Origin of the sequence: Streptomyces sp. 3330, from assembly GCF_031456635.1 — a bacterium.
Classification (GTDB): Bacteria; Actinomycetota; Actinomycetes; order Streptomycetales; family Streptomycetaceae; genus Streptomyces.
In genome coordinates, this window is record NZ_JAVDVA010000015.1 from 176967 (window position 1) to 195708 (window position 18742).

15 protein-coding genes and 2 pseudogenes are annotated in these 18742 nt (G+C 70.8%); 9 read left to right on the top strand and 8 right to left on the bottom strand.

The annotated features are described in order from the left end of the window. The first annotated feature begins 42 nt into the window (after positions 1-42). The 6 genes from uvrB (at position 43) to J2X68_RS24855 (ending at position 7872) form a co-directional block, all read left to right on the top strand. Positions 43-2187 carry an excinuclease ABC subunit UvrB gene (gene uvrB / locus J2X68_RS24830; RefSeq protein ID WP_310434778.1) on the top strand — a complete coding sequence of 715 codons (2145 nt, stop codon included), beginning with the start codon at positions 43-45 and terminating at the stop codon, positions 2185-2187. A gap of 160 nt (positions 2188-2347) precedes the next feature. Next, positions 2348-2926, top strand: coding sequence for a TerD family protein (locus tag J2X68_RS24835; RefSeq protein WP_310434779.1), 579 nt, complete (start codon positions 2348-2350; stop codon positions 2924-2926). A 55-nt stretch (positions 2927-2981) separates the two neighbouring features. Next, positions 2982-4991: a TerD family protein gene (locus J2X68_RS24840; protein WP_310434780.1), complete on the top strand. Its 2010-nt coding sequence runs from the start codon at positions 2982-2984 to the stop codon at positions 4989-4991. A gap of 225 nt (positions 4992-5216) precedes the next feature. After that, entirely contained in the window at positions 5217-6218 is a 1002-nt protein-coding gene (locus tag J2X68_RS24845; protein ID WP_310434781.1) for a TerC/Alx family metal homeostasis membrane protein, read from the top strand. 125 nt (positions 6219-6343) lie between these two features. Then, a complete protein-coding gene (locus J2X68_RS24850) occupies positions 6344-6658 on the top strand; it encodes a hypothetical protein (protein WP_310434782.1) in 315 nt (104 codons plus the stop codon). Between the two features lie 113 nt (positions 6659-6771). After that, positions 6772-7872: an ionic transporter y4hA gene (locus J2X68_RS24855; protein WP_310434783.1), complete on the top strand. Its 1101-nt coding sequence runs from the start codon at positions 6772-6774 to the stop codon at positions 7870-7872. Here J2X68_RS24855 and J2X68_RS24860 read toward each other — a convergent pair. Further along, the gene (locus J2X68_RS24860) at positions 7862-9133 is read right to left on the bottom strand and encodes an MFS transporter (protein WP_310434818.1); all 1272 of its coding nucleotides are present in this window, start codon (positions 9131-9133) and stop codon (positions 7862-7864) included. The two genes, J2X68_RS24855 and J2X68_RS24860, sit on opposite strands and share 11 nt — an antisense overlap. 101 nt (positions 9134-9234) lie before the next feature. Then, positions 9235-10281 (bottom strand): LD-carboxypeptidase, encoded by a 1047-nt coding sequence (locus J2X68_RS24865; protein ID WP_310434784.1) that lies wholly within the window; start codon positions 10279-10281, stop codon positions 9235-9237. A gap of 98 nt (positions 10282-10379) precedes the next feature. Here J2X68_RS24865 and aroQ point away from each other — a divergent pair, with 98 nt between their 5' ends. Further along, the gene (gene aroQ / locus J2X68_RS24870; RefSeq protein WP_310434785.1) at positions 10380-10853 is read left to right on the top strand and encodes a type II 3-dehydroquinate dehydratase; all 474 of its coding nucleotides are present in this window, start codon (positions 10380-10382) and stop codon (positions 10851-10853) included. Between the two features lie 37 nt (positions 10854-10890). Here the strand turns inward: aroQ and J2X68_RS24875 are convergent. The 3 genes and pseudogenes from J2X68_RS24875 to J2X68_RS24885 all read right to left on the bottom strand — a co-directional run. Continuing rightward, positions 10891-11280 (bottom strand): annotated as a pseudogene (locus tag J2X68_RS24875) (ATP-binding cassette domain-containing protein); the annotation flags it as partial. Between the two features lie 197 nt (positions 11281-11477). Continuing rightward, a pseudogene (locus tag J2X68_RS24880) lies at positions 11478-11666 on the bottom strand (MBL fold metallo-hydrolase); the annotation flags it as partial. 120 nt (positions 11667-11786) lie between these two features. Next, a complete protein-coding gene (locus J2X68_RS24885; RefSeq protein WP_310434786.1) occupies positions 11787-12410 on the bottom strand; it encodes a TetR/AcrR family transcriptional regulator in 624 nt (207 codons plus the stop codon). 382 nt (positions 12411-12792) lie between these two features. Between J2X68_RS24885 and J2X68_RS24890 the strand changes: the two genes are divergently transcribed. Continuing rightward, on the top strand, positions 12793-13836 hold the full coding sequence (locus tag J2X68_RS24890) for an NAD(P)/FAD-dependent oxidoreductase (RefSeq protein ID WP_310434787.1): 1044 nt from the start codon (positions 12793-12795) through the stop codon (positions 13834-13836). A gap of 94 nt (positions 13837-13930) precedes the next feature. After that, complete coding sequence (locus tag J2X68_RS24895) at positions 13931-15562, top strand: MFS transporter (protein WP_310434788.1); 1632 nt, start codon at positions 13931-13933, stop codon at positions 15560-15562. A gap of 469 nt (positions 15563-16031) precedes the next feature. Here the strand turns inward: J2X68_RS24895 and J2X68_RS24900 are convergent, their stop codons facing one another. From J2X68_RS24900 to J2X68_RS24910, 3 genes are all read right to left on the bottom strand, one after another. Next, positions 16032-16163 (bottom strand): hypothetical protein, encoded by a 132-nt coding sequence (locus J2X68_RS24900; RefSeq protein WP_399040748.1) that lies wholly within the window; start codon positions 16161-16163, stop codon positions 16032-16034. A 348-nt stretch (positions 16164-16511) separates the two neighbouring features. Beyond that, on the bottom strand, positions 16512-17294 hold the full coding sequence (heR, locus tag J2X68_RS24905) for a heliorhodopsin HeR (RefSeq protein WP_310434789.1): 783 nt from the start codon (positions 17292-17294) through the stop codon (positions 16512-16514). Between the two features lie 375 nt (positions 17295-17669). Then, positions 17670-18728, bottom strand: a complete 1059-nt coding sequence (locus J2X68_RS24910) for a TerC family protein (RefSeq protein WP_310434790.1) — start codon at positions 18726-18728, stop codon at positions 17670-17672. Positions 18729-18742 lie beyond the last annotated feature (14 nt).

An 18742-nucleotide genomic window follows, 5' to 3' on the forward strand; every position in this document is an offset into this window, starting at 1 on the left:
GATCGGACCCCGTTGTCAGTGGGGGGTCGTACGGTTGATGGCATGCGGCCCGTTTCCCACATCGAACGCACGGTGGCGCCTTTCGAGGTCGTCAGTCCCTACCAGCCCAGCGGCGACCAGCCGGCGGCCATCGCCGAGCTGGCCAAGCGCGTCGAGGCGGGTGAGAAGGACGTCGTCCTGCTCGGCGCGACCGGCACCGGAAAGTCCGCGACCACGGCGTGGATGATCGAGAAGCTCCAGCGCCCCACCCTGGTGATGGCGCCGAACAAGACCCTGGCCGCCCAGCTGGCGAACGAGTTCCGCGAACTGCTGCCGAACAACGCGGTCGAGTACTTCGTCTCGTACTACGACTACTACCAGCCCGAGGCGTACGTCCCGCAGTCGGACACCTACATCGAGAAGGACTCCTCGATCAACGAGGAGGTCGAGCGCCTGCGCCACTCGGCGACGAACTCACTGCTCACCCGCCGGGACGTCGTCGTGGTCGCCTCGGTCTCCTGCATCTACGGCCTCGGCACCCCGCAGGAGTACGTGGACCGCATGGTCCCGCTCCGCGTCGGCGACGAGGTCGACCGCGACCAGCTGCTGCGCCGCTTCGTCGACATCCAGTACACGCGCAACGACCTGGCGTTCAGCCGGGGCACCTTCCGGGTGCGCGGTGACACCATCGAGATCTTCCCGGTCTACGAGGAGCTCGCCGTCCGCATCGAGATGTTCGGCGACGAGATCGAGGCCCTGTCCACGCTGCACCCGCTCACCGGCGAGATCATCAGCGACGACCAGCAGCTGTACATCTTTCCGGCCACGCACTACGTGGCGGGCCCCGAGCGCCTGGAGCGGGCCGCCAACGACATCGAGAAGGAGCTGGGCGAGCGCCTGGCCGAGCTGGAGAAGCAGGGCAAGCTCCTGGAGGCCCAGCGCCTGCGCATGCGCACCACCTACGACCTGGAGATGCTCCGCCAGATCGGTTCCTGCTCCGGCGTCGAGAACTACTCGATGCACTTCGACGGCCGTCTGCCCGGCTCCCCGCCGAACACCCTGCTCGACTACTTCCCGGACGACTTCCTGCTCGTCATCGACGAGTCGCATGTCACCGTCCCGCAGATCGGCGCCATGTACGAGGGGGACGCCTCCCGCAAGAGGACCCTCGTCGACCACGGCTTCCGGCTGCCCTCCGCGCTGGACAACCGCCCGTTGAAGTGGGAGGAGTTCCAGGAGCGCATCGGGCAGACCGTCTACCTGTCGGCGACCCCCGGCAAGTACGAGCTCTCCCGCGGGGACGGCACCGTCGAGCAGATCATCCGCCCCACCGGTCTGATCGACCCGGAGGTCGTCGTCAAGCCGACCGAGGGCCAGATCGACGACCTGGTGCACGAGATCCGCACGCGGGTCGAGAAGGACGAGCGCGTCCTGGTCACCACGCTCACCAAGAAGATGGCCGAGGACCTCACGGACTACTTCCTGGAGCTCGGCATCCACGTGCGCTACCTGCACAGCGACGTCGACACGCTGCGCCGGATCGAGCTGCTGCGCGAACTGCGCGCCGGCGAGTTCGACGTCCTGGTCGGCATCAACCTCCTGCGGGAGGGCCTCGACCTGCCCGAGGTGTCCCTGGTGGCGATCCTCGACGCCGACAAGGAGGGCTTCCTGCGCTCCGGCACCTCGCTGATCCAGACCATCGGCCGCGCGGCGCGCAACGTCTCCGGTCAGGTCCACATGTACGCGGACAAGATCACCCCGGGCATGGAGCGGGCCATCGAGGAGACCAACCGCCGCCGGGAGAAGCAGGTCGCCTACAACACGGCCCACGGCATCGACCCGCAGCCGCTCCGCAAGAAGATCAACGACATCGTCGCCCAGATCTCCCGCGAGGAGGTCGACACCGAGCAGCTGCTCGGCTCGGGCTACCGCGCGAAGAAGGACGGGCGGGGCACCAGGGCCCCGGTGCCCTCCCTCGGCGAGAAGGCGGCCAAGGGCGCCAAGTCCAGGTCGGCCAAGGGCACATCCAAGGAGACAGTGCCGACGGACCGCCCGGCCGCCGAACTCGCCGGGCAGATCGAGGAGATGACGGAGCGCATGCGGGCCGCCGCCGCCGACCTCCAGTTCGAGGTCGCCGCCCGGATCCGCGACGAGGTCTCCGAAATGAAGAAGGAACTGCGCCAGATGAGGGAGGCGGGTCTGGCCTGACGGACCCCTGCGACTGCTGTGCCCGGGCCCCGCACGTGCTGTGTTGCAAGACCGACACAAAGTGCGGGACCGGGTACGGCACTGTCAGTGCCTTTGCGTAGGGTTTCCGTCAACCGCGGGCTCGCGGCAACAGGGGACAGCTCGAGAGGGGAATCAGCGCGTGACCGTCAACATGACCAAGGGTCAGGCCATCAGTCTTCAGAAGAACGACGGGGGCAGCCTGACCGCGGTGCGCATGGGTCTCGGGTGGCAGGCGGCCCCGCGGCGCGGCCTGTTCGGCTCCCGGACCCGGGAGATCGACCTCGACGCCTCGGCCGTCCTGTTCGCCGACAAGCAGCCGGTCGACGTCGTCTTCTTCCGCCACCTGGTGAGTGACGACGGCTCGGTCCGTCACACCGGTGACAACCTCGTCGGCGGTGTCGGTCAGGGCGGCGACGACGAGGCGATCCTCGTCGACCTCGCGCGCGTGCCGGTCCACATCGACCAGATCGTCTTCACGGTGAACTCCTTCACCGGCCAGACGTTCCAGGAGGTGCAGAACGCGTTCTGCCGTCTGGTCGACGAGACCAACGGCCAGGAGCTCGCGCGCTACACGCTGGCGGGCGGCGGCGCCTACACGGCCCAGATCATGGCGAAGGTGCACCGCGTCGGCGGGGGCTGGAACATGACGGCCCTCGGCGCTCCGGCCAACGGCCGCACCTTCCAGGACCTGATGCCCGCGATCCTGCCCGCGCTGTAGGGCGGAGAGCGGCACCCGAGACAACACCACACGCGACGCAGGGGGACGACAGTCGATGACGGCCGAGCTGGTGCGGGGGCAGAACCACCCGCTCTCCCAGGTCCGCCTCGAGATCCGGGTCTCGGCCGGCAGGCCGGTCATGGCGGTTGCCACACTCGGTGACGAGAACGGCAAGGTCCCCGGCGTCGAGTGGGTGGCCCATCCCGGCGTGCCCACGCTCCCCGGCGTGGAGGTCTCCCGGCAGGCCGCCGCCGACCACCGCCTCGCGGTGGACCTGGACGCCGTGTCGGCTGCCGTGCACCGGGTCAGCGTGCTGCTCGCGCTGCCCACCGGCGTCGGGGGGCCGGTCAGCTTCGGCTCGGTCGCGGCCCCCTTCGTCGCGGTCACCGGCCTGGACGGCACCGAGGTCGCCACCTACACGATCACCGGCCTGGACGCGGAGTCGGCGGTCGTCGCCCTGGAGCTGTACCGGCGGCAGGGCGCCTGGAAGGTGCGCGCCGTCGGACAGGGCTACGCGGGCGGCCTCACCGAACTCCTGACCGACCAGGGCCTGTCGCAGGCGCACCGCCTCGCGGCGGGCATCAACGACGCCGTGGTCCAGGGCCTGGCCCGCTCGGTGCAGGCGCCGCGCACGGCGGACGGCGACCGCTCCCGGCAGGCGGCCGCGTCCGCCCTCGGTCCGGACCAGGGCGGCTCGCCCTACGGCGCGCAGGGCACCCAGGGCGGTGCCGGCCCGTACGGGGCGACCCAGAACCCGCAGGGCCCCTCGGGCACGGGCTACCCGGCAGGCGCCACGCCCACCGATCCCGACACCACCCAGCCGACGCCCACGACCCCTGCCACCGGTGGTCCGATCGACTACAGCCACCCGCGCCGGCAGAACGCCGCTCCGCCCCCGCCCGCACCCACCGCGCCCCCGGCACGGCCCGGAGAGCCCGCCCGGCCGGTCGCCGGTGACGCGACCGGCTGGTCCATGGACGAGCGGCTCTACAACCAGGTCTGGGGGATGTTCGAGGACCTGGCCCGCAGCACGGCCGCGTACCGCAGCGCCGTCGACTTCGCCGACACGCGGATGGAGAAGGAGCTGGACCAGGTCCTGTCCGACCCGCGCAGCAGGATGGGCGGCCAGGGCGAGGCCGCCCGCGAGGCGGCCCAGGCCAAGCACATCCAGCTCGTCGACCAGGCCCGGGAGGCCCTGGACCGGGATCTCGTCCAGCTCGGCGCCGAGGCCGACGTGGTCGAACCGGCGCTGCCCGCGGCGTACGCGCGCTGGGACAACCCGGTCTGGCACGCCTACCGCGTCCCGATGGAGATGCCCATGGCCGTGCGCCTGGGCGACCTGCACCTTCCCGAGAGCGATCCGCTGCGCATCCCGATGCTGGTCAGGCTCCCGCTCGAACGGGGCCTGTGGATCGACAGCGGGCGGTCGGGCCTGTCCGACGGATCGTTCGCCGACTCCCACGAGCTGCGCCGCCTCGCCATGGAGTCGGCCGTGGCGCACACGGCCCGGCTGCTGGCGGTGCATCCGGCGGACGAGTTCACCGTGCATGTCATCGATGCGGCCGGTTCGGGGGCCAGGGAACTCGCGCCGCTGGTGCAGAGCGGCGTGCTCGCGGCCCCGCCCGCGGTCGGCGCGGCCGGAGTCGCGGCGGTCCTGGGCCGGCTCACCGAACGGGTCGACCTGGTGCAGATGGCGGTGCGCGGCGGGATGGCCGACTCGCTGCCGCCCGGCTTCGACACGGCCCAGCAGCTGCTGGTCGTCAACGACTTCCCGCACGGCTTCGACGACCGTGCCGTGACCCAGCTGCGCTACCTCGCGGACGAGGGGCCCGGCGTCGGCGTCCACCTGATGATGGTCGCCGACCGGGAGGACGCCGACAGTTACGGTCCGTTGCTGGATCCGCTGTGGCGGGCGCTGCTGCGGCTGACGCCGGTGGCCGAGGATCATCTCGCCGACCCCTGGGTGGGGCACGCCTGGACCTATGAGCCGAGCCTGGTGCCGCCCGGCAGCCAGGTGCTCCAGCAGGTCCTCGCTCAGGTCGCGGCGGCTCGCGCCAAGTACTAGTAAAGGGCCCTGACCAGGGAACTTGGTCTTTCTTTTGCCAATCGCTTTACCTTTTCTTGGTGGTTGGGGTACTGTTTTCCTCACGGAGGGGAGTACTCCCTGCTGCGGCGTACCCGTCAATACGGATCAGGCCTGATCCCGGGGCGCCGGCCCGAACCGGGTGGAAGAGACCTCCGGCAGCGCGACGACGCTGATCACCTGCCGTTACGTACTGTCGGAGGCGCAGTGGATGTTTCCTTGGCCCTATGGGTCTTCACCATCGTGGGCCTTGCCGCCCTCATCGGGGTCGATTTCTTCATCGGCCGCAAACCGCACGACGTGTCGATCAAGGAAGCGGGCATCTGGACCGTCGTCTGGATCGCCCTCGCCGGGCTCTTCGGGGTCGGGCTGCTCGTCTTCGGCGGCGGTGAGCCGGCCGGCGAGTTCTTCGCGGGCTTCATCACCGAGAAGTCGCTCAGCGTGGACAACCTCTTCGTCTTCGTCCTGATCATGGCGAAGTTCGCGGTCCCGTCGCAGTACCAGCAGCGGGTGCTGCTCATCGGTGTCCTCATAGCCCTGGTCCTGCGGGCGATCTTCATCGCCGCGGGCGCCGCGATCCTCGCCAGCTTCGCCTGGGTGTTCTACCTCTTCGGCGCCTTCCTGATCTGGACCGCCTGGAAGCTCATCCAGGAGGCCCGGGCCGACGAGGAGGACGAGGAGTTCGAGGAGAACAAGCTGCTCAAGGCCGTGGAGAAGCGCTTCGGCGTCGCCGACCGCTATCACGGCACCAAGCTGTGGATCGAGCAGAACGGCAAGCGGGTCATGACCCCGATGCTGGTCGTGATGCTCGCGATCGGCACCACCGACGTGCTCTTCGCCCTCGACTCGATCCCCGCGATCTTCGGCCTGACGCAGGACCCGTACATCGTCTTCACCGCCAACGCGTTCGCGCTGATGGGTCTGCGACAGCTGTACTTCCTCATCGGCGGCCTGCTGAGGAAGCTGGTCCACCTCAGCTACGGCCTGTCGATCATCCTCGGCTTCATCGGCGTGAAGCTGGTGCTGCACGCCCTGCACGAGTCCGGGGTCCACGTTCCCGAGATCAGCATCCCGGTCTCGCTCGGCGTCATCTGCTCCGTCCTGATCGTCACCACGATCACCAGCCTGCGGGCCTCGAAGAAGCAGGCGGCGGCCGAGGCGGCGCACACCGAGAGCGAAGGCGCTCCGAAGGACAGCATCGGGGCCTGACCACGCAGGACGTAGGAACAACCATCCCCGGGAGCGGCGCGCGGTGAATTGCCGGGCACCGCTCCCGGTGCTTCGTTGGAGCGTGGCGTCCCCGCCCGGGGACGCCGGTTCCGGGTGGAGGCACGATGGGCACATCGCAGAGGTTCGTCCAGATCCTCGAGTTCGAGACCGACCGCATCGACGAGATGCGCGCGCTGGCCGAGGAAGGGGACCAGCGCATGACGGGCCGGGCCGGCGGCCCGACGCGCCGCCTCGTCCTCGAGGACCGCGACCGGCCGAACCGCTATCTCGTGGTGATCGAGTTCGACTCCCACGAGGAGGCCATGCGCAACAGCGACGATCCGGAGACGGCCAAGTTCGCGGAGCGGATGGCCGCCCTCTGCACCCGGCCCCCGTCCTTCACCGACTGCGACGTCCAGGACACGACCGAGTTCAGGTGACGTCAGCCGCGCGCCGCCCTTCCGGCCCGCACGGGTCGGAAGGGACGGGCAGGGGGGCGCAGGGCGGGACGGGCCGGAATGCGGAGCCCCTACGGCTCTGCGACGATCGCTGCATGATCGCTAGGCTCAGGTCGGTCACGACCCGGTGGACAGCGCTCGTGCCCGTGCTGGCGGTCGTCCTGCTGGCCCTGACCTGGGGACGCGACCTGCCCGGCGCGGTCGTCGCCGTGGTGACGCTGGTCCTCGCCGGAGCGGTCCTGGCCGCCGTCCACCACGCGGAGGTCGTCGCCCACCGGGTCGGTGAACCCTTCGGATCCCTCGTCCTCGCGGTCGCCGTGACGATCATCGAGGTGGCGCTGATCGTCACGCTGATGGCGGACGGCGGGGACAAGAGCTCGACCCTGGCCCGGGACACGGTCTTCGCGGCGGTGATGATCACCTGCAACGGCATCGTCGGCCTGTGCCTCCTGGTCGCCTCGCTGCGCCACGGCACGGCGATCTTCAACCCGGAGGGCACCGGTGCGGCGCTCGCGACCGTGGCGACCCTGGCCACGCTCAGCCTGGTCCTGCCGACCTTCACCACCAGCAAACCGGGCCCGGAGTTCTCCACCGTCCAGCTCACCTTCGCGGCACTGTCCTCCCTGATCCTGTACGGACTGTTCGTGGCGACCCAGACCGTCCGGCACCGCGACTACTTCCTGCCCGTCACCCGCCAGGGAGACGTGATCACCGCCGACGACCACGCCGGCGCCCCCACCTCCCGGGCCGCCCGGATCAGCCTCGGGCTGCTCGGCCTGGCCCTGATCGGCGTCGTGGGCCTGGCCAAGGGCGTCTCGCCGACGATCGAGTCCGCAGTGGAGGCCGCCGGACTGCACCAAGCGGTGGTCGGTGTGATCATCGCGCTGCTCGTGCTGCTCCCCGAGACGATCGCCGCGCTGCGCTCCGCCCGCCGGGACCGGGTGCAGACCAGCCTCAACCTGGCGCTCGGCTCCGCGATGGCCAGCATCGGGCTCACCATCCCCGCGGTGGCCCTCGCCTCGCTCTGGCTCTCCGGGCCGCTCGTGCTCGGCCTCGGCCCGACCCATATGGTGCTGCTCGCGCTGACCATCGTGGTCAGTTCGCTGACGGTGGTCCCCGGACGGGCCACGCCCTTGCAGGGCGGCGTGCACCTCGTGCTGTTCGCGGCCTACCTGGAACTGGCGATCAATCCGTAGCCGGCCGCACGGCGGCCACCCGCACCGGCCGGGTCTCCGGCAGCAGCGCGAAGCAGCCGAGACTGAGCAGTGCGATCCCCGTCAGATAGGCGCCCACACCCCACGGGATGCGCCCCGAGCGCTCCGCGAGGGCGGTCGCCACGATCGGCGTGAGCGCGCCCCCGAGAACCCCGCCCAGGTTGTAGCCGACCGCCGCCCCGGTGCAGCGCACGCGCGGCGCGTAGAGCTCCGGCAGATACGCCGAGATCACCGCGAACATCGTGACGAAGGCCAGCAGCGCCCCCAGGAAGCCGAGGAACATCGGCAGCGGCTCGCCGGTCGAGAGCAGCGCGACCAGCGGGAACATCCACAGCGCGGCCGCCGCGCAGCCCACGAGGCACAACGGGCGGCGGCCGAAGCGGTCGCCGAGCAGCGCCATCACGGGGGTCAGCGAACCCTTCACCACCACGGCGGCCATGATGCAGACCAGCATGACCGTGCGGCTGACCCCGAGCCGTTCCGTCGCGTACGCCAGGGACCAGGTCGTCACGGCGTAGAAGATCGCGTACCCGGCGGCGAGCGCGCCGGCGGTCAGCAGGACGAGTCGCCAGTGGTCGCGCACGACCTCGGCGAGCGGCACCCGCGCGTGGTCGTCGATCTCCAGGAACCGGGGGCTCTCGGGCAGCGACGACCGGAGCCACAGCCCGAGCACGGCCAGCACCCCGGCCGCCCAGAAGGGCACCCGCCACCCCCACCGCGCGAACTGCGCCTCCGTCAGCGTCACCGACAGGACCAGCACCACCCCGTTGGCGAGCACGAACCCCACCGCCGGCCCCACCTGCGGGAAGCTCGACCACAGACCGCGCCGCTCGACGGGCGCGTGTTCCGCGGTCAGCAGCACCGCGCCGCCCCACTCCCCGCCGAGCCCCAGCCCCTGGAGGAAGCGCAGGACGAGCAGCAGCAGGGGAGCGGCCACCCCGATCGTGCCGTACGTCGGCACGCAGCCGACCGCGACCGTCGAGGCGCCGGTCAGCAGCAGGGAGACGACCAGGACCGGCCGGCGGCCGCGCCGGTCCCCGATGTGCCCGAACAGCACCGAGCCCAGGGGTCGCGCCACGAACCCCACGCCGAACGTCGCGAACGCGGCGAGGGTGCCCGCGAGCGGCGAGAACGTCGGGAAGAACAGCGGCCCCAGGATCAGCGCGGCCGCGGTCCCGTAGACGAAGAAGTCGTAGAACTCGATGGCCGTCCCGGCGAGCGAGGCGGCCGCGAGCCGCGGCATGGACGGCTTCACGGTGTGTACGTCGTGCATGCCGCGTCAACTACCCACAGTGATCACGGGTTACGGGGGCGTGCGGGGGGCGCGGGCCCCCGCGCGGGCGCTCAGTAGGTCACGGTGATGCGCCGGGCGGGACCGTCGACGCGGATCGTGCCGCCGTAGGGGAGGACGAGCTGCGGGTCGGTGTGGCCGAAGTCCACGTCGAAGACGGCCAGGGTGTCGGGGGCGTACGCCCGCAGCGCGCGCTCCACCGCCGCGCGCTGATCGGCCGCGTAACGGGCGGCTTCCTCGGGGCTGTTGCGGTGCTCGAAGGACCAGCTCTTGGCCCGGGCCATCAGCAGCGCGGGGAAGCGCCGCAGCAGACCGCGCTCGCCCATGTTGCGCAGGATCCGGAAGACCTCCGTGGCGCTGGGCAGTTCCTCCGACGTCTCCAGGACCAGCACCCCGCCGTCGTACGCCGCGGGGTCGCGGGCGATCTCGCGGTCGGCCATCAGCAGCCAGGAGAGGATCTCCAGGTTGCCGCCCCAGCTGCGGCCCTCCACCACGCGGTCGGCGTTGACCCAGCTCCAGCCGGCGCCGGGCCGGCTGCCGGGCTCCGAGGCGAAGGTCGCCGGGTCGCCCCAGTCGCCGCTGACGTCGTTCCACCGCTCGGCGGGCCGCAGTTCGTAGGGGCCCGAGGTGAACAGCGCGGCGCGCAGCGAGTCGGCGGTCAGCGGGTGCATGGCTCCCGGGCGTCCCAGCTCGCACATCACGCTCGCGCCGTGGTAGGCGACGACACCGGAGTTGTACAGGAACGCCAGCAGGTTGGTGTTGTCGCTCCACCCGAAGAACGGCTTCGGGTCGGCGCGCAGCAACTCCCGGTCCAGCAGCGGCAGCACGGTGATCTGGTCCTCGCCGCCGATCGACGCGATGACCGCCCGCACGCTCGGGTCGGCGAACGCGGCGTGGATGTCGTCGGCGCGCTCCTGCGCCGTGGCCCCCGTCCGGCGCGTCGTCGGGTACTCGACGGGCTCCAGGCCGATCTCCCCGCGCAGCCGCTCCAGGCCCAGCTCGTAGGGGCGCGGGAAGAGCCCGGGCAGACCGGCGGAGGGCGAGATGACGGCTATGCGGTCGCCGGGCCTCGGCTTCGGGGGATACGAGGGCGCTGTCATGCCGGGAGGGTACGGCCTGCTGCCCTGCGGTTTCACCGTGATAAACCGGTGCGAGCGGTGGCCTGGGACGGGCCGCCCACGAACGGACCGGAGGAACCGTGCCCCGCAGCCTGGCCAACGCCCCGATCATGATCCTGAACGGCCCCAACCTGAACCTCCTGGGCCAGCGGCAGCCGGAGATCTACGGTTCCGACACGCTCGCCGACGTCGAGGCGCTGTGCGTCAAGGCGGCGGCCGCGCACGGCGGCACCGTGGACTTCCGGCAGTCCAACCACGAGGGGCGGCTGGTCGACTGGATCCACGAGGCGCGGCTGGGCCACTGCGGCATCGTGATCAACCCGGGCGCCTACTCGCACACGTCGGTCGCGATCCTGGACGCCCTCAACACCTGTGACGGCCTGCCGGTGCTGGAGGTCCACATCTCCAACATCCACCAGCGCGAGTCCTTCCGGCACCACAGTTACGTCTCGCTGCGCGCCGACGGCGTCATCGCGGGCTGCGGGGTGCAGGGATACGTGTTCGGCGTGGAGCGCGTGGCCGCGCTCGCGGGGTCGGGCACGGCCGACGCGTAAGCATCGCGCTCCTGGCGGGCGCCCCTTACCGCGCTCCTCAGCGGCGGCCGGCCGCCACGGTCCGCCGCGGGAAACGCCGTGTGCGTTCCTGCTGCGGATCGCCGAACAGCTGCTCGGCGGCGCCCCGTTCCCGCACGACGCCTCCGTCCAGGAAGCGGACCTGGTCGGCGACCTCGCGCGCGAAGCCCCTCTCATGGGGGGCGAGCACCATGGTCATGCCGTCGGCGTTCAGGTCGCGGACGACGTTCGGGACCTCGCCCGCCAGCTCCGGGTCGAGGACCGCCGTGACCTCGTCGAGCAGCGGCAGCCGGGGTCGCACGGCGAGCGCGCGCACGATCGCGACACGCTGCTGCTGGACGCCGCTGAGCCGGTCGGGATACTCGCCCGCCTTGTCGGCCGGCCCGAGCCGCTCCAGGAGCTCCCCGGCGGACCGCCTGGGCCGCCGGCCGAGGGCGGGGATCGTAGACCGGCGGCCCGGTCCGCGCCGGAGCCGTCATCCCGCGCGGAACTGCCACCAGTTGACCGCGCGGCTCCGCCTGCGGGGAGCGCGCGTGGGGGACCGGCGTGGGCGCGCGATTCACACGGGGCGCGCGTCCGGCGACGCGCGCCCCGTGCCGTGCGCACTCACCAGCCGCGCGCGTGCCACTCCGGCAGGTGCGGCCGCTCCGCGCCCAGCGTGGTGTCGTCGCCGTGGCCCGGACAGACCCAGGTCTCGTCCGGCAGCACGTCGAAGATCTTCGTCCCGACGTCGTGGATCAGACGGGCGAACGCCTCGGGGTCCTTACGGGTGTTGCCCACGCCGCCCGGGAACACCACAGCACGCGCCAACACACGAGGTCACGGCGGCGCGTAATCCTACGGGCCGCGCCTCCGCGGCGTCGAAGTGGGCCGACCGCATCAGATGCCTGTGCAATGAGGCCGGCCGTGCTCTTCTCAGCGGTGGCGCGGGCGAGGCAGCAAGGCGAACGCGCTCTCCGCGATCGAGGTCAGGCGGTCGGGGCTGTGGCCGTACGCGCCTACGACATCGGTCCCGCGGATGACGGTCAGCAGAAGGTAGGCAAGGTCGTCGGGGTCCGCGTCGGGGTCGATGTCGCCGTTGCGCTGCGCCGCTCGCACACACTCGGCGACCGCCGTCCGGACTACGGAGAAGCAGTCGTTGGCCAGGCGTTTCACCTCGGGGTCGGAGGCGCCGATCTCCAGGGCCATCTTGGCGGCGAAGCAGGCCGCCCCCGCTCGGTCAGACGCGGGGGGTACGTCGGCGGCGAGTGGCACCCCATGGACGGCGCGGAGCAAGTACGCGTGCAGTCGTTCCAGGGCGCCCTCGTCCGGTCCGGCGAGCATCTTCCGCGGACCCTGTCCCAGCCGGGCGAAGTAGCCGGCCATGGCCTGGAGCAGTACGCCGTGTTTGCCGTCGAACGCGGCGTAGAGGCTGCCGCGGCCCAGGCCGGTGGCGGCGCTGATGTCGTCGACGCTCGTGCCGTTGTAGCCCGAGGTGCGGAACTGCCGCTCGGCGGCATGCAGGACGTGGTCGGGGTCGAAGCTTCGTGGTCTCGCCATACAGCGAAGGTAAAGCCGACCCAACGTATTTGACAACCTAGTACAGAACCGCCTAGGTTTCTGACTGTTCAGTACACAACGGTCCTGAGCTCACCGGACAGGCTGCGTGCACGCCTGGCGCGATTGAGGGCCACCCATGCCTTGAACTCCTCCGCGCCGCCCGGCGTTGCGACGCCTTCCAGGCCGGCAAGGCGCGGTCTGATCCTCGCGATCCTGGCGACGGCGAGATTCGTCGCCGTACTGGATCTGTACATCACGAACGTCCCAAGCAAACCGGGGCCGGACTCTCCACAACAGCCCAAGACGGTCGCCGACCACATCCTCGGCCTTCTGAACAGCTGACCCCCTCCAACCACCCAGAACTCGAAGGGTTGACCGAACCATGACTGACAAGGAAACGCAGGAGGCCAAGGCTGTGGCGACTCCTCCGTACGCGAGCGACGCACTGGCCGAGGGGACCGTCGACGCGGTGGTGATCGGCGGGGGCGCCGCGGGGCTGAACGGTGCACTGATCCTCACCCGCTCCCGCCGCTCGGTCGTCGTGATCGACAGCGGCTCCCCGCGCAACGCGCCCGCGGAGGCCGTGCACGGCTTCATCGTCTTGGACGGCACCCCGCCGTCCGAGATCCTTCGACGGGGCCGGGAGCAGGTGCGCCAGTACGGCGGACGCGTCGTGTTCGGCGAGGTGGTCTCGGCCGAGTCCGCCGCCCCGTCGGCGGACGGGGACCTGCGCTTCACCGTCACCCTGGCCGATGGCCGCAGCATCACCGCCCGCCGCATCCTGGTGGCCACCGGCCTCAGGGATGTGCTGCCACAGGTGCCCGGACTCGCCGAGCACTGGGGCCACAGTGTGGTGCACTGCCCGTACTGCCACGGCTGGGAGGTGCGCGACGAGCCCATCGGCATCATCGCCACCGGCCCCGCCTCCATCGGCCACGCGTACCTGTTCCGTCAGCTGACCGAGGACCTGACCTACTTCACCCACGGCACTGACCTGGACGAGGACAGCCGCGCCCGCTTCGCCGCCCGCGGCATCCGCGTCATCGACACCCCGGTCACCGAGGTCGTCAACGACGAGGACGGTGCCCTCGCCGGGGTGCGCCTGGCCGACGGCCAGGTCGTGGCCCGCCGCGTCGTCGCGGTCGCCGCGCCGATGCAGGCCCGCACCCAGGGTCTGGAAGGTCTGGGCCTGCTTGTGCGGGACCTGCCGACGGGCCGCGGTTTCGCCTCCGGTATGGCCGGCACCACCGAGGTGCCGGGTGTGTGGGTGGCCGGCAACGCCACCGATCTGGTCGCCCAGGTGGGGGCCTCCGCAGCGGCCGGCGCACTGGCCGGCGCCGACATCAACAGGATGCTGGCCATCGCGGACACCGACGCGGCCCTCCAGGGGATCGCCGGGGGAAGCGCACAAGGGGCCACAGGATGATCTCGAAGCCCGGAGATCTCAGCCCGCCGCCCGCTCGCCTCACGGGCAATTGCGTGATTCCGCTCGTCCGCCCCGTCCCGCTCAGGAGCTACTGATGCCCTTCCTTGCAAGCACCCCCGTGGAGAAGATGACCGGGCCTTACGCGCGGCGCTGGTGGGCGCTGCTAGTGCTGTGCCTGAGCCTGCTGATCACGGTGATGGCGAACACGTCGCTGATCGTCGCCGCCCCCGACATGACCACCGAGCTGGGCCTGAGCAGCAGTGATCTGCAGTGGGTCGTCGACGGCTACACCGTTCCGTACGCGGCGCTGATGCTGGTGCTGGGCGTGATCGGCGACAAGTACAGCCGGCGTGGCGCGCTGGTGCTGGGTCTGCTGATATTCGCCGGCGGTTCGGTGATGGGGAGCATGGTCGACGAGACCTCGCTGGTCATCGTGGCCCGCGCGATCATGGGTGTCGGTGCCGCGGTCGTGATGCCGGCCACGCTGTCCCTGGTGGTCGCGACCTTCCCCCGGAGCGAGCGGACCAAGGCCATCACCGCCTGGGCCGCGACCTCCGGGGTGGCGGTGGCCGTCGGCCCGCTGGTCTCCGGCTGGCTGCTTGAGGACCACGCCTGGGGCTCGACCTTCCTGATCAACGTGCCGATCGCCGTCCTCGCCGTGTTCGGCGCGCTCGCCCTGGTACCGCCGTCCAAGGCGGAGGGAATGGGCCGGATCGACTACGTCGGTGGTCTGCTGTCGATCGTCACCGTCGGCTCCCTGATCTATGCCGCCATCGAGGGCCCGCACTTCGGCTGGGGCGCCGGCCCCGTCACCGCCGCCGTGGTCGCCGGTGTCGGTCTGGTCGCCTTCGTCGCCTGGGAGCTGCGGCACCCGCACCCGATGCTGGACGTCCGGAAGTTCGCGCTGCGGCCCTTCAGCGGCTCGATGCTCGCGGTGATGTTCTTCTTCTTCGGTATGTTCGCCGTGCTCTACTACTCGACGCAGTTCCTGCAGTTCGTCCTCGGCTACGGCGCCCTGGACACGGGCCTGCGGCTGCTGCCGCTGGGCGGTGCGGTGTTCCTCGGGTCCGCGCTGACCGGGTTGTTCACCCCGAAGCTGGGGGTGAAGGTGATGGTCGTGACCGGCATGGCCATCGGCACGGCGGGCATGTTCCTGCTCACCCAGATCGACAAGGGGTCGACGTACGGGGACTTCCTGGTGCCGCTGATGATGCTGGGCCTCGCGCTCGGACTGGCCATCTCCCCGGCGACCGACACGATCATGGGGTCCTTCCCCGAGTCCGAGCTGGGCGTCGGCGGCGGTGTCAACGACACCGCCCTGGAGCTGGGCGGGGCGCTGGGCATCGCGGTGCTGGGCTCGCTGCTGGGCACGGCCTACCGGGACGAGCTGACCGACCTGGTGGGCAACCGGCTCCCGGCGGAGGCGATGGAGACCGCCAAGGACTCAGTCGGCGCCGGCCTGGCCGTCGCGCAGCGGGTCGCGCAGGATCCCTCCGCCGGGCCCCAGCAGGCCCAGGCCGCCGTCGACGCCGTCCACCAGGCCTTCGCCCACGGAGTCGCCCAGACCAGCCTCATCGGCGGGATCATCATGGCCGCCGGAACCCTGATCGTCCTCGCGGTCATGCCGGGCCGGCGCGGCTTCGCGAAGCAGAGCGCCGAGCCGGGAGCCGCGACGACGGCGAGCGAGGCGGCCACTGTGCGGGAGCACACCGGGTCCACCCGCTAGATCGCCGACGGGGCGTCCACTGGATCGCCGGGACGCGTCCGCCGGGTCGCCTGGCACCGCCACCGCCGGATCGCCCGCCAGGCGCGTCAGGCAGGAGCCCGGCCGCCGCGAGAGGCGCAGGGCGCGGGCGTGGTCCACGGTCCACGGCCAGCGGGTCTCCCGCCGGAACGCCTCACCGTCCTCGGCCTCCGGGCCGCCCCGGGGCTCTCCTCCGGGGCGGCCCGGAGGTCAAGGGCCGTGCGGTGACAGCGGCGATCGCAGCCCGCTTGAGCGCGGTCTCCAGCAAACCGCCCGGCAGACCGCAGTCCATGCAACAGTCCCCCTGAGCATGGCGGTCACCGCTGCCGGCGTCGGTGCGGTGCTCTGGAGGCCACCGTCCGTGGGGCATGACCCTCCCGAGCGCGGAACGGGCCTGAATGCTCGACCGCCCCGCCTCGGTTTCGAAACTGGAGCGGTCGTCGTTGGACGGTTACCAGCCTCGTGCGCGCCACTCCGCGAGGTGGGGCCGCTCCGTGCCGATGGTGGTGTCGTCGCCGTGGCCGGGGTAGATCCACGTCTCGTCGGGCAGGACGTCGAACAGCTTGGTCTCCAGGCCGCCCATCAGGGAGTCGAACTCTTCCGGACGTGTTGTCCGACCAGGACCCCCCGGGAGTCCTGGGTTCCTCTGAACACCAGGATGCTCCCCGCGTCGTACCCTCGTCTTCCCTTACGCGCGGATCTCCGGGGGCCCGCGCGTACCGTCGACGGGGCGTCAACCGGCAGATCAGCGACCTGTGGCCGTTCTCCGAGGCGAACGGCCGGGAGGCCGGTGGCGAGTACGTCGAGAACGATGTGAGCGCGCACTCGGGTGAGGAACGCCCCGCGTACGACGGCTGACGGCCGATGCCGTCGAGGCCGCCCGCGAAGCGGGTGTTCGGGTCTTGCCGATGGGGCTTCGGACAGAAGAGGTTCAGTCAGCCAGCGAGCCGGCGAAGATCTGCCACGCCAGGAGGGACTTCGCCACGAGGCTGAGGACCAGGTAGGCCTTTTCGCCGTATGCGTAGTCGGACCACCGGCCGACACCGCGGTACTGGAGCCACTGGTTGAGACCGAAGCTGAAGAAGAGGGCGGCCTGGACGAGAACGATTCCGTACACGAAGCCGGGGACGGTCTCGGCCGCGACGGTGTTGTACGCGATGGAGACCCACGGCGTGACGCCGACCAGCGTCCCGCACCAGAACGGCAGCATCCTGGTCCTCGCCCGCCCCGGAGGGTTCATCACTTCCTCGACCCAGCCGAAGAGAATCATCCCGACGTTGGCGCCGACGACGGCGATGACGGCATTGAGGCCGGTAATGCCCGCGTAGAAGCCGATGAGGAGCACCATCAGGGTTGCGCTCAGCGCGTACTCCAGCCACCGGAAACGGTTGATGCCGCGTCTGAGGTCGCGTTCGTAGGTGTCGCGGCACACTGTCGCCGTCAGCAGGTGGTCTGCTGCCGCGAGGGCGAGGAAGACGGCGACGGCCCAGCCGATCGGCACGTCGAACAACGCTTCCGGGGCGGGCGCTGCCGTTCCCGGTGGCCCCTGGGGGACGGAGGAGGTCACGGTGACCGAGAAGCTTCCGGCGAGCAGGACGACGGCCACGGCTTGGATCAGGTGCAGCAGTGTGAGCCCCAGGTTCCACCTGCGGAGCCCGGTGAGACGCTCGGTGGTGACACCGGTGGCCACCGTTGTGCCGTCCGCTCGCTCCACAGGTCCTCCCCATTGGCTGGTGCCGCGGTACGTCAGCATGGTCGTACCGGTCGGCCGGGAATCACGGCAGTCACGCCACCGCCCCGTCGGAAAGTCGCCCGAGTGGCGACCGGGAATCCGCCGTACCCGCTGGTCTGCGGGCCCCCGGAGGTCTCTCCCCGGAACGCCGTTGGAGCGGAAGGCGACCGCGGCGGTGGCCGTGCGGCCGGTGCGGGCGGCGAGCCGGCCCGCGTGGGCGGCCACGTCCGCATCGGCGTGGGCGCCGGTCAGGATGGCCAGGACGCCACCGCCTTCCGGGCCGGCGGCGACGGTGCAGGCGTGGACGGGGGAGGTGCGGGGCGGGCGGGTGTGCTGCGGCGCTGGGGCTGAGGGTGGTCATGACGGCCGTCCTCGCGGATGGTGCGGGCCGGCGGAGGGGGCCGAGGTGTGGGCGCCGGTGGCCGGGTGTGGCTGCGTGTCGGCCGTGTGGTCTGGCCGGGATGCGGTTTCGCCGCTGTCGCTGTCCTCGCCGCGGGTGGCGATGAGGGACCAGGCGATGGAGACGGTGATGGTGACGGCGATGACGCCGAGGGTGAGGGGAATGGGCAGCTTGCCGACGGGCGTCTCCGAGAGGATGAGCTTGACGCCGGCGAACGCGAGCAGCACCGCCAGTCCGTAGTGCAGGTATCGGAAGCGGCGCAGCAGCCCGGCGAGGCAGAAGTACAGGCTGCGCAGGCCGAGGACGGCGAAGGCGTTGGCGGTCCAGACGATGAAGGTGTTGGTGGTGATGGCCAGGACGGCGGCGACGGAGTCGACCGCGAAGATGAGGTCGGTGGCCTCGACCGCGACCAGGACCACGAACAGCAGCGTGGCGATGCGCTTGCCGCTGACGCGGATGAAGAACTTGTCGCCGTGGAATCGCGGATGGGTGGGGATGATCTTCTTGACGAGGCGGACGACGGGGTTGCGGTCGGGGTGGACCTCCTCGTCCTTGGAGACGGCCATTCTGTAGCCGGTCCAGATCAGGAATGCCCCGAAGAGGTAGGCGGTCCAGAAGAAGACCTGGAGCAGTTCGGCGCCGACGAAGATGAACAGCAGCCGGGCCGCGAGCGCGCCGATGACGCCCCAGAACAGGACCTTGTGCTGGTAGGCGTCGGGCACGGCGAAGAAGGAGAAGACCAGCGCGAAGACGAAGACGTTGTCGATCGACAGGGCCTTTTCGATCAGGTAGCCGGCGTAGTACGTCGACGATGCCTCGCCGCCCTGCCACGCCCACAGGATCAGGCCGAAGCCGAGGCCGATGGCGATCCACAGGCCGCTCCACAGCGCGGCCTCGCGGAAGCCGATCACGTGGTTGTCGCGGTGGGCGATCAGGTCGACGGCGAGCATCACGCCGATGCCGAGCGTGACCGCAGCCCATACCCACAGCGGGACGGCGAACGACAGTTCATTCATGGTGGATCGGCTTC

Coding starts and splice junctions, on each gene's coding strand:
- uvrB (WP_310434778.1), top strand. CDS start 43: ATGCGGCCCGTTTCCCACATCGAACGCACGGTGGCGCCTTTCGAGGTC.
- J2X68_RS24840 (WP_310434780.1), top strand. CDS start 2,982: ATGACGGCCGAGCTGGTGCGGGGGCAGAACCACCCGCTCTCCCAGGTC.
- J2X68_RS24850 (WP_310434782.1), top strand. CDS start 6,344: ATGGGCACATCGCAGAGGTTCGTCCAGATCCTCGAGTTCGAGACCGAC.
- J2X68_RS24855 (WP_310434783.1), top strand. CDS start 6,772: ATGATCGCTAGGCTCAGGTCGGTCACGACCCGGTGGACAGCGCTCGTG.
- J2X68_RS24860 (WP_310434818.1), bottom strand. CDS start 9,133: ATGCCGCGGCTCGCGGCCGCCTCGCTCGCCGGGACGGCCATCGAGTTC.
- J2X68_RS24865 (WP_310434784.1), bottom strand. CDS start 10,281: ATGACAGCGCCCTCGTATCCCCCGAAGCCGAGGCCCGGCGACCGCATA.
- J2X68_RS24885 (WP_310434786.1), bottom strand. CDS start 12,410: ATGGCGAGACCACGAAGCTTCGACCCCGACCACGTCCTGCATGCCGCC.
- J2X68_RS24890 (WP_310434787.1), top strand. CDS start 12,793: ATGACTGACAAGGAAACGCAGGAGGCCAAGGCTGTGGCGACTCCTCCG.
- J2X68_RS24895 (WP_310434788.1), top strand. CDS start 13,931: ATGCCCTTCCTTGCAAGCACCCCCGTGGAGAAGATGACCGGGCCTTAC.
- J2X68_RS24900 (WP_399040748.1), bottom strand. CDS start 16,163: ATGGGCGGCCTGGAGACCAAGCTGTTCGACGTCCTGCCCGACGAGACG.
- J2X68_RS24910 (WP_310434790.1), bottom strand. CDS start 18,728: ATGAATGAACTGTCGTTCGCCGTCCCGCTGTGGGTATGGGCTGCGGTC.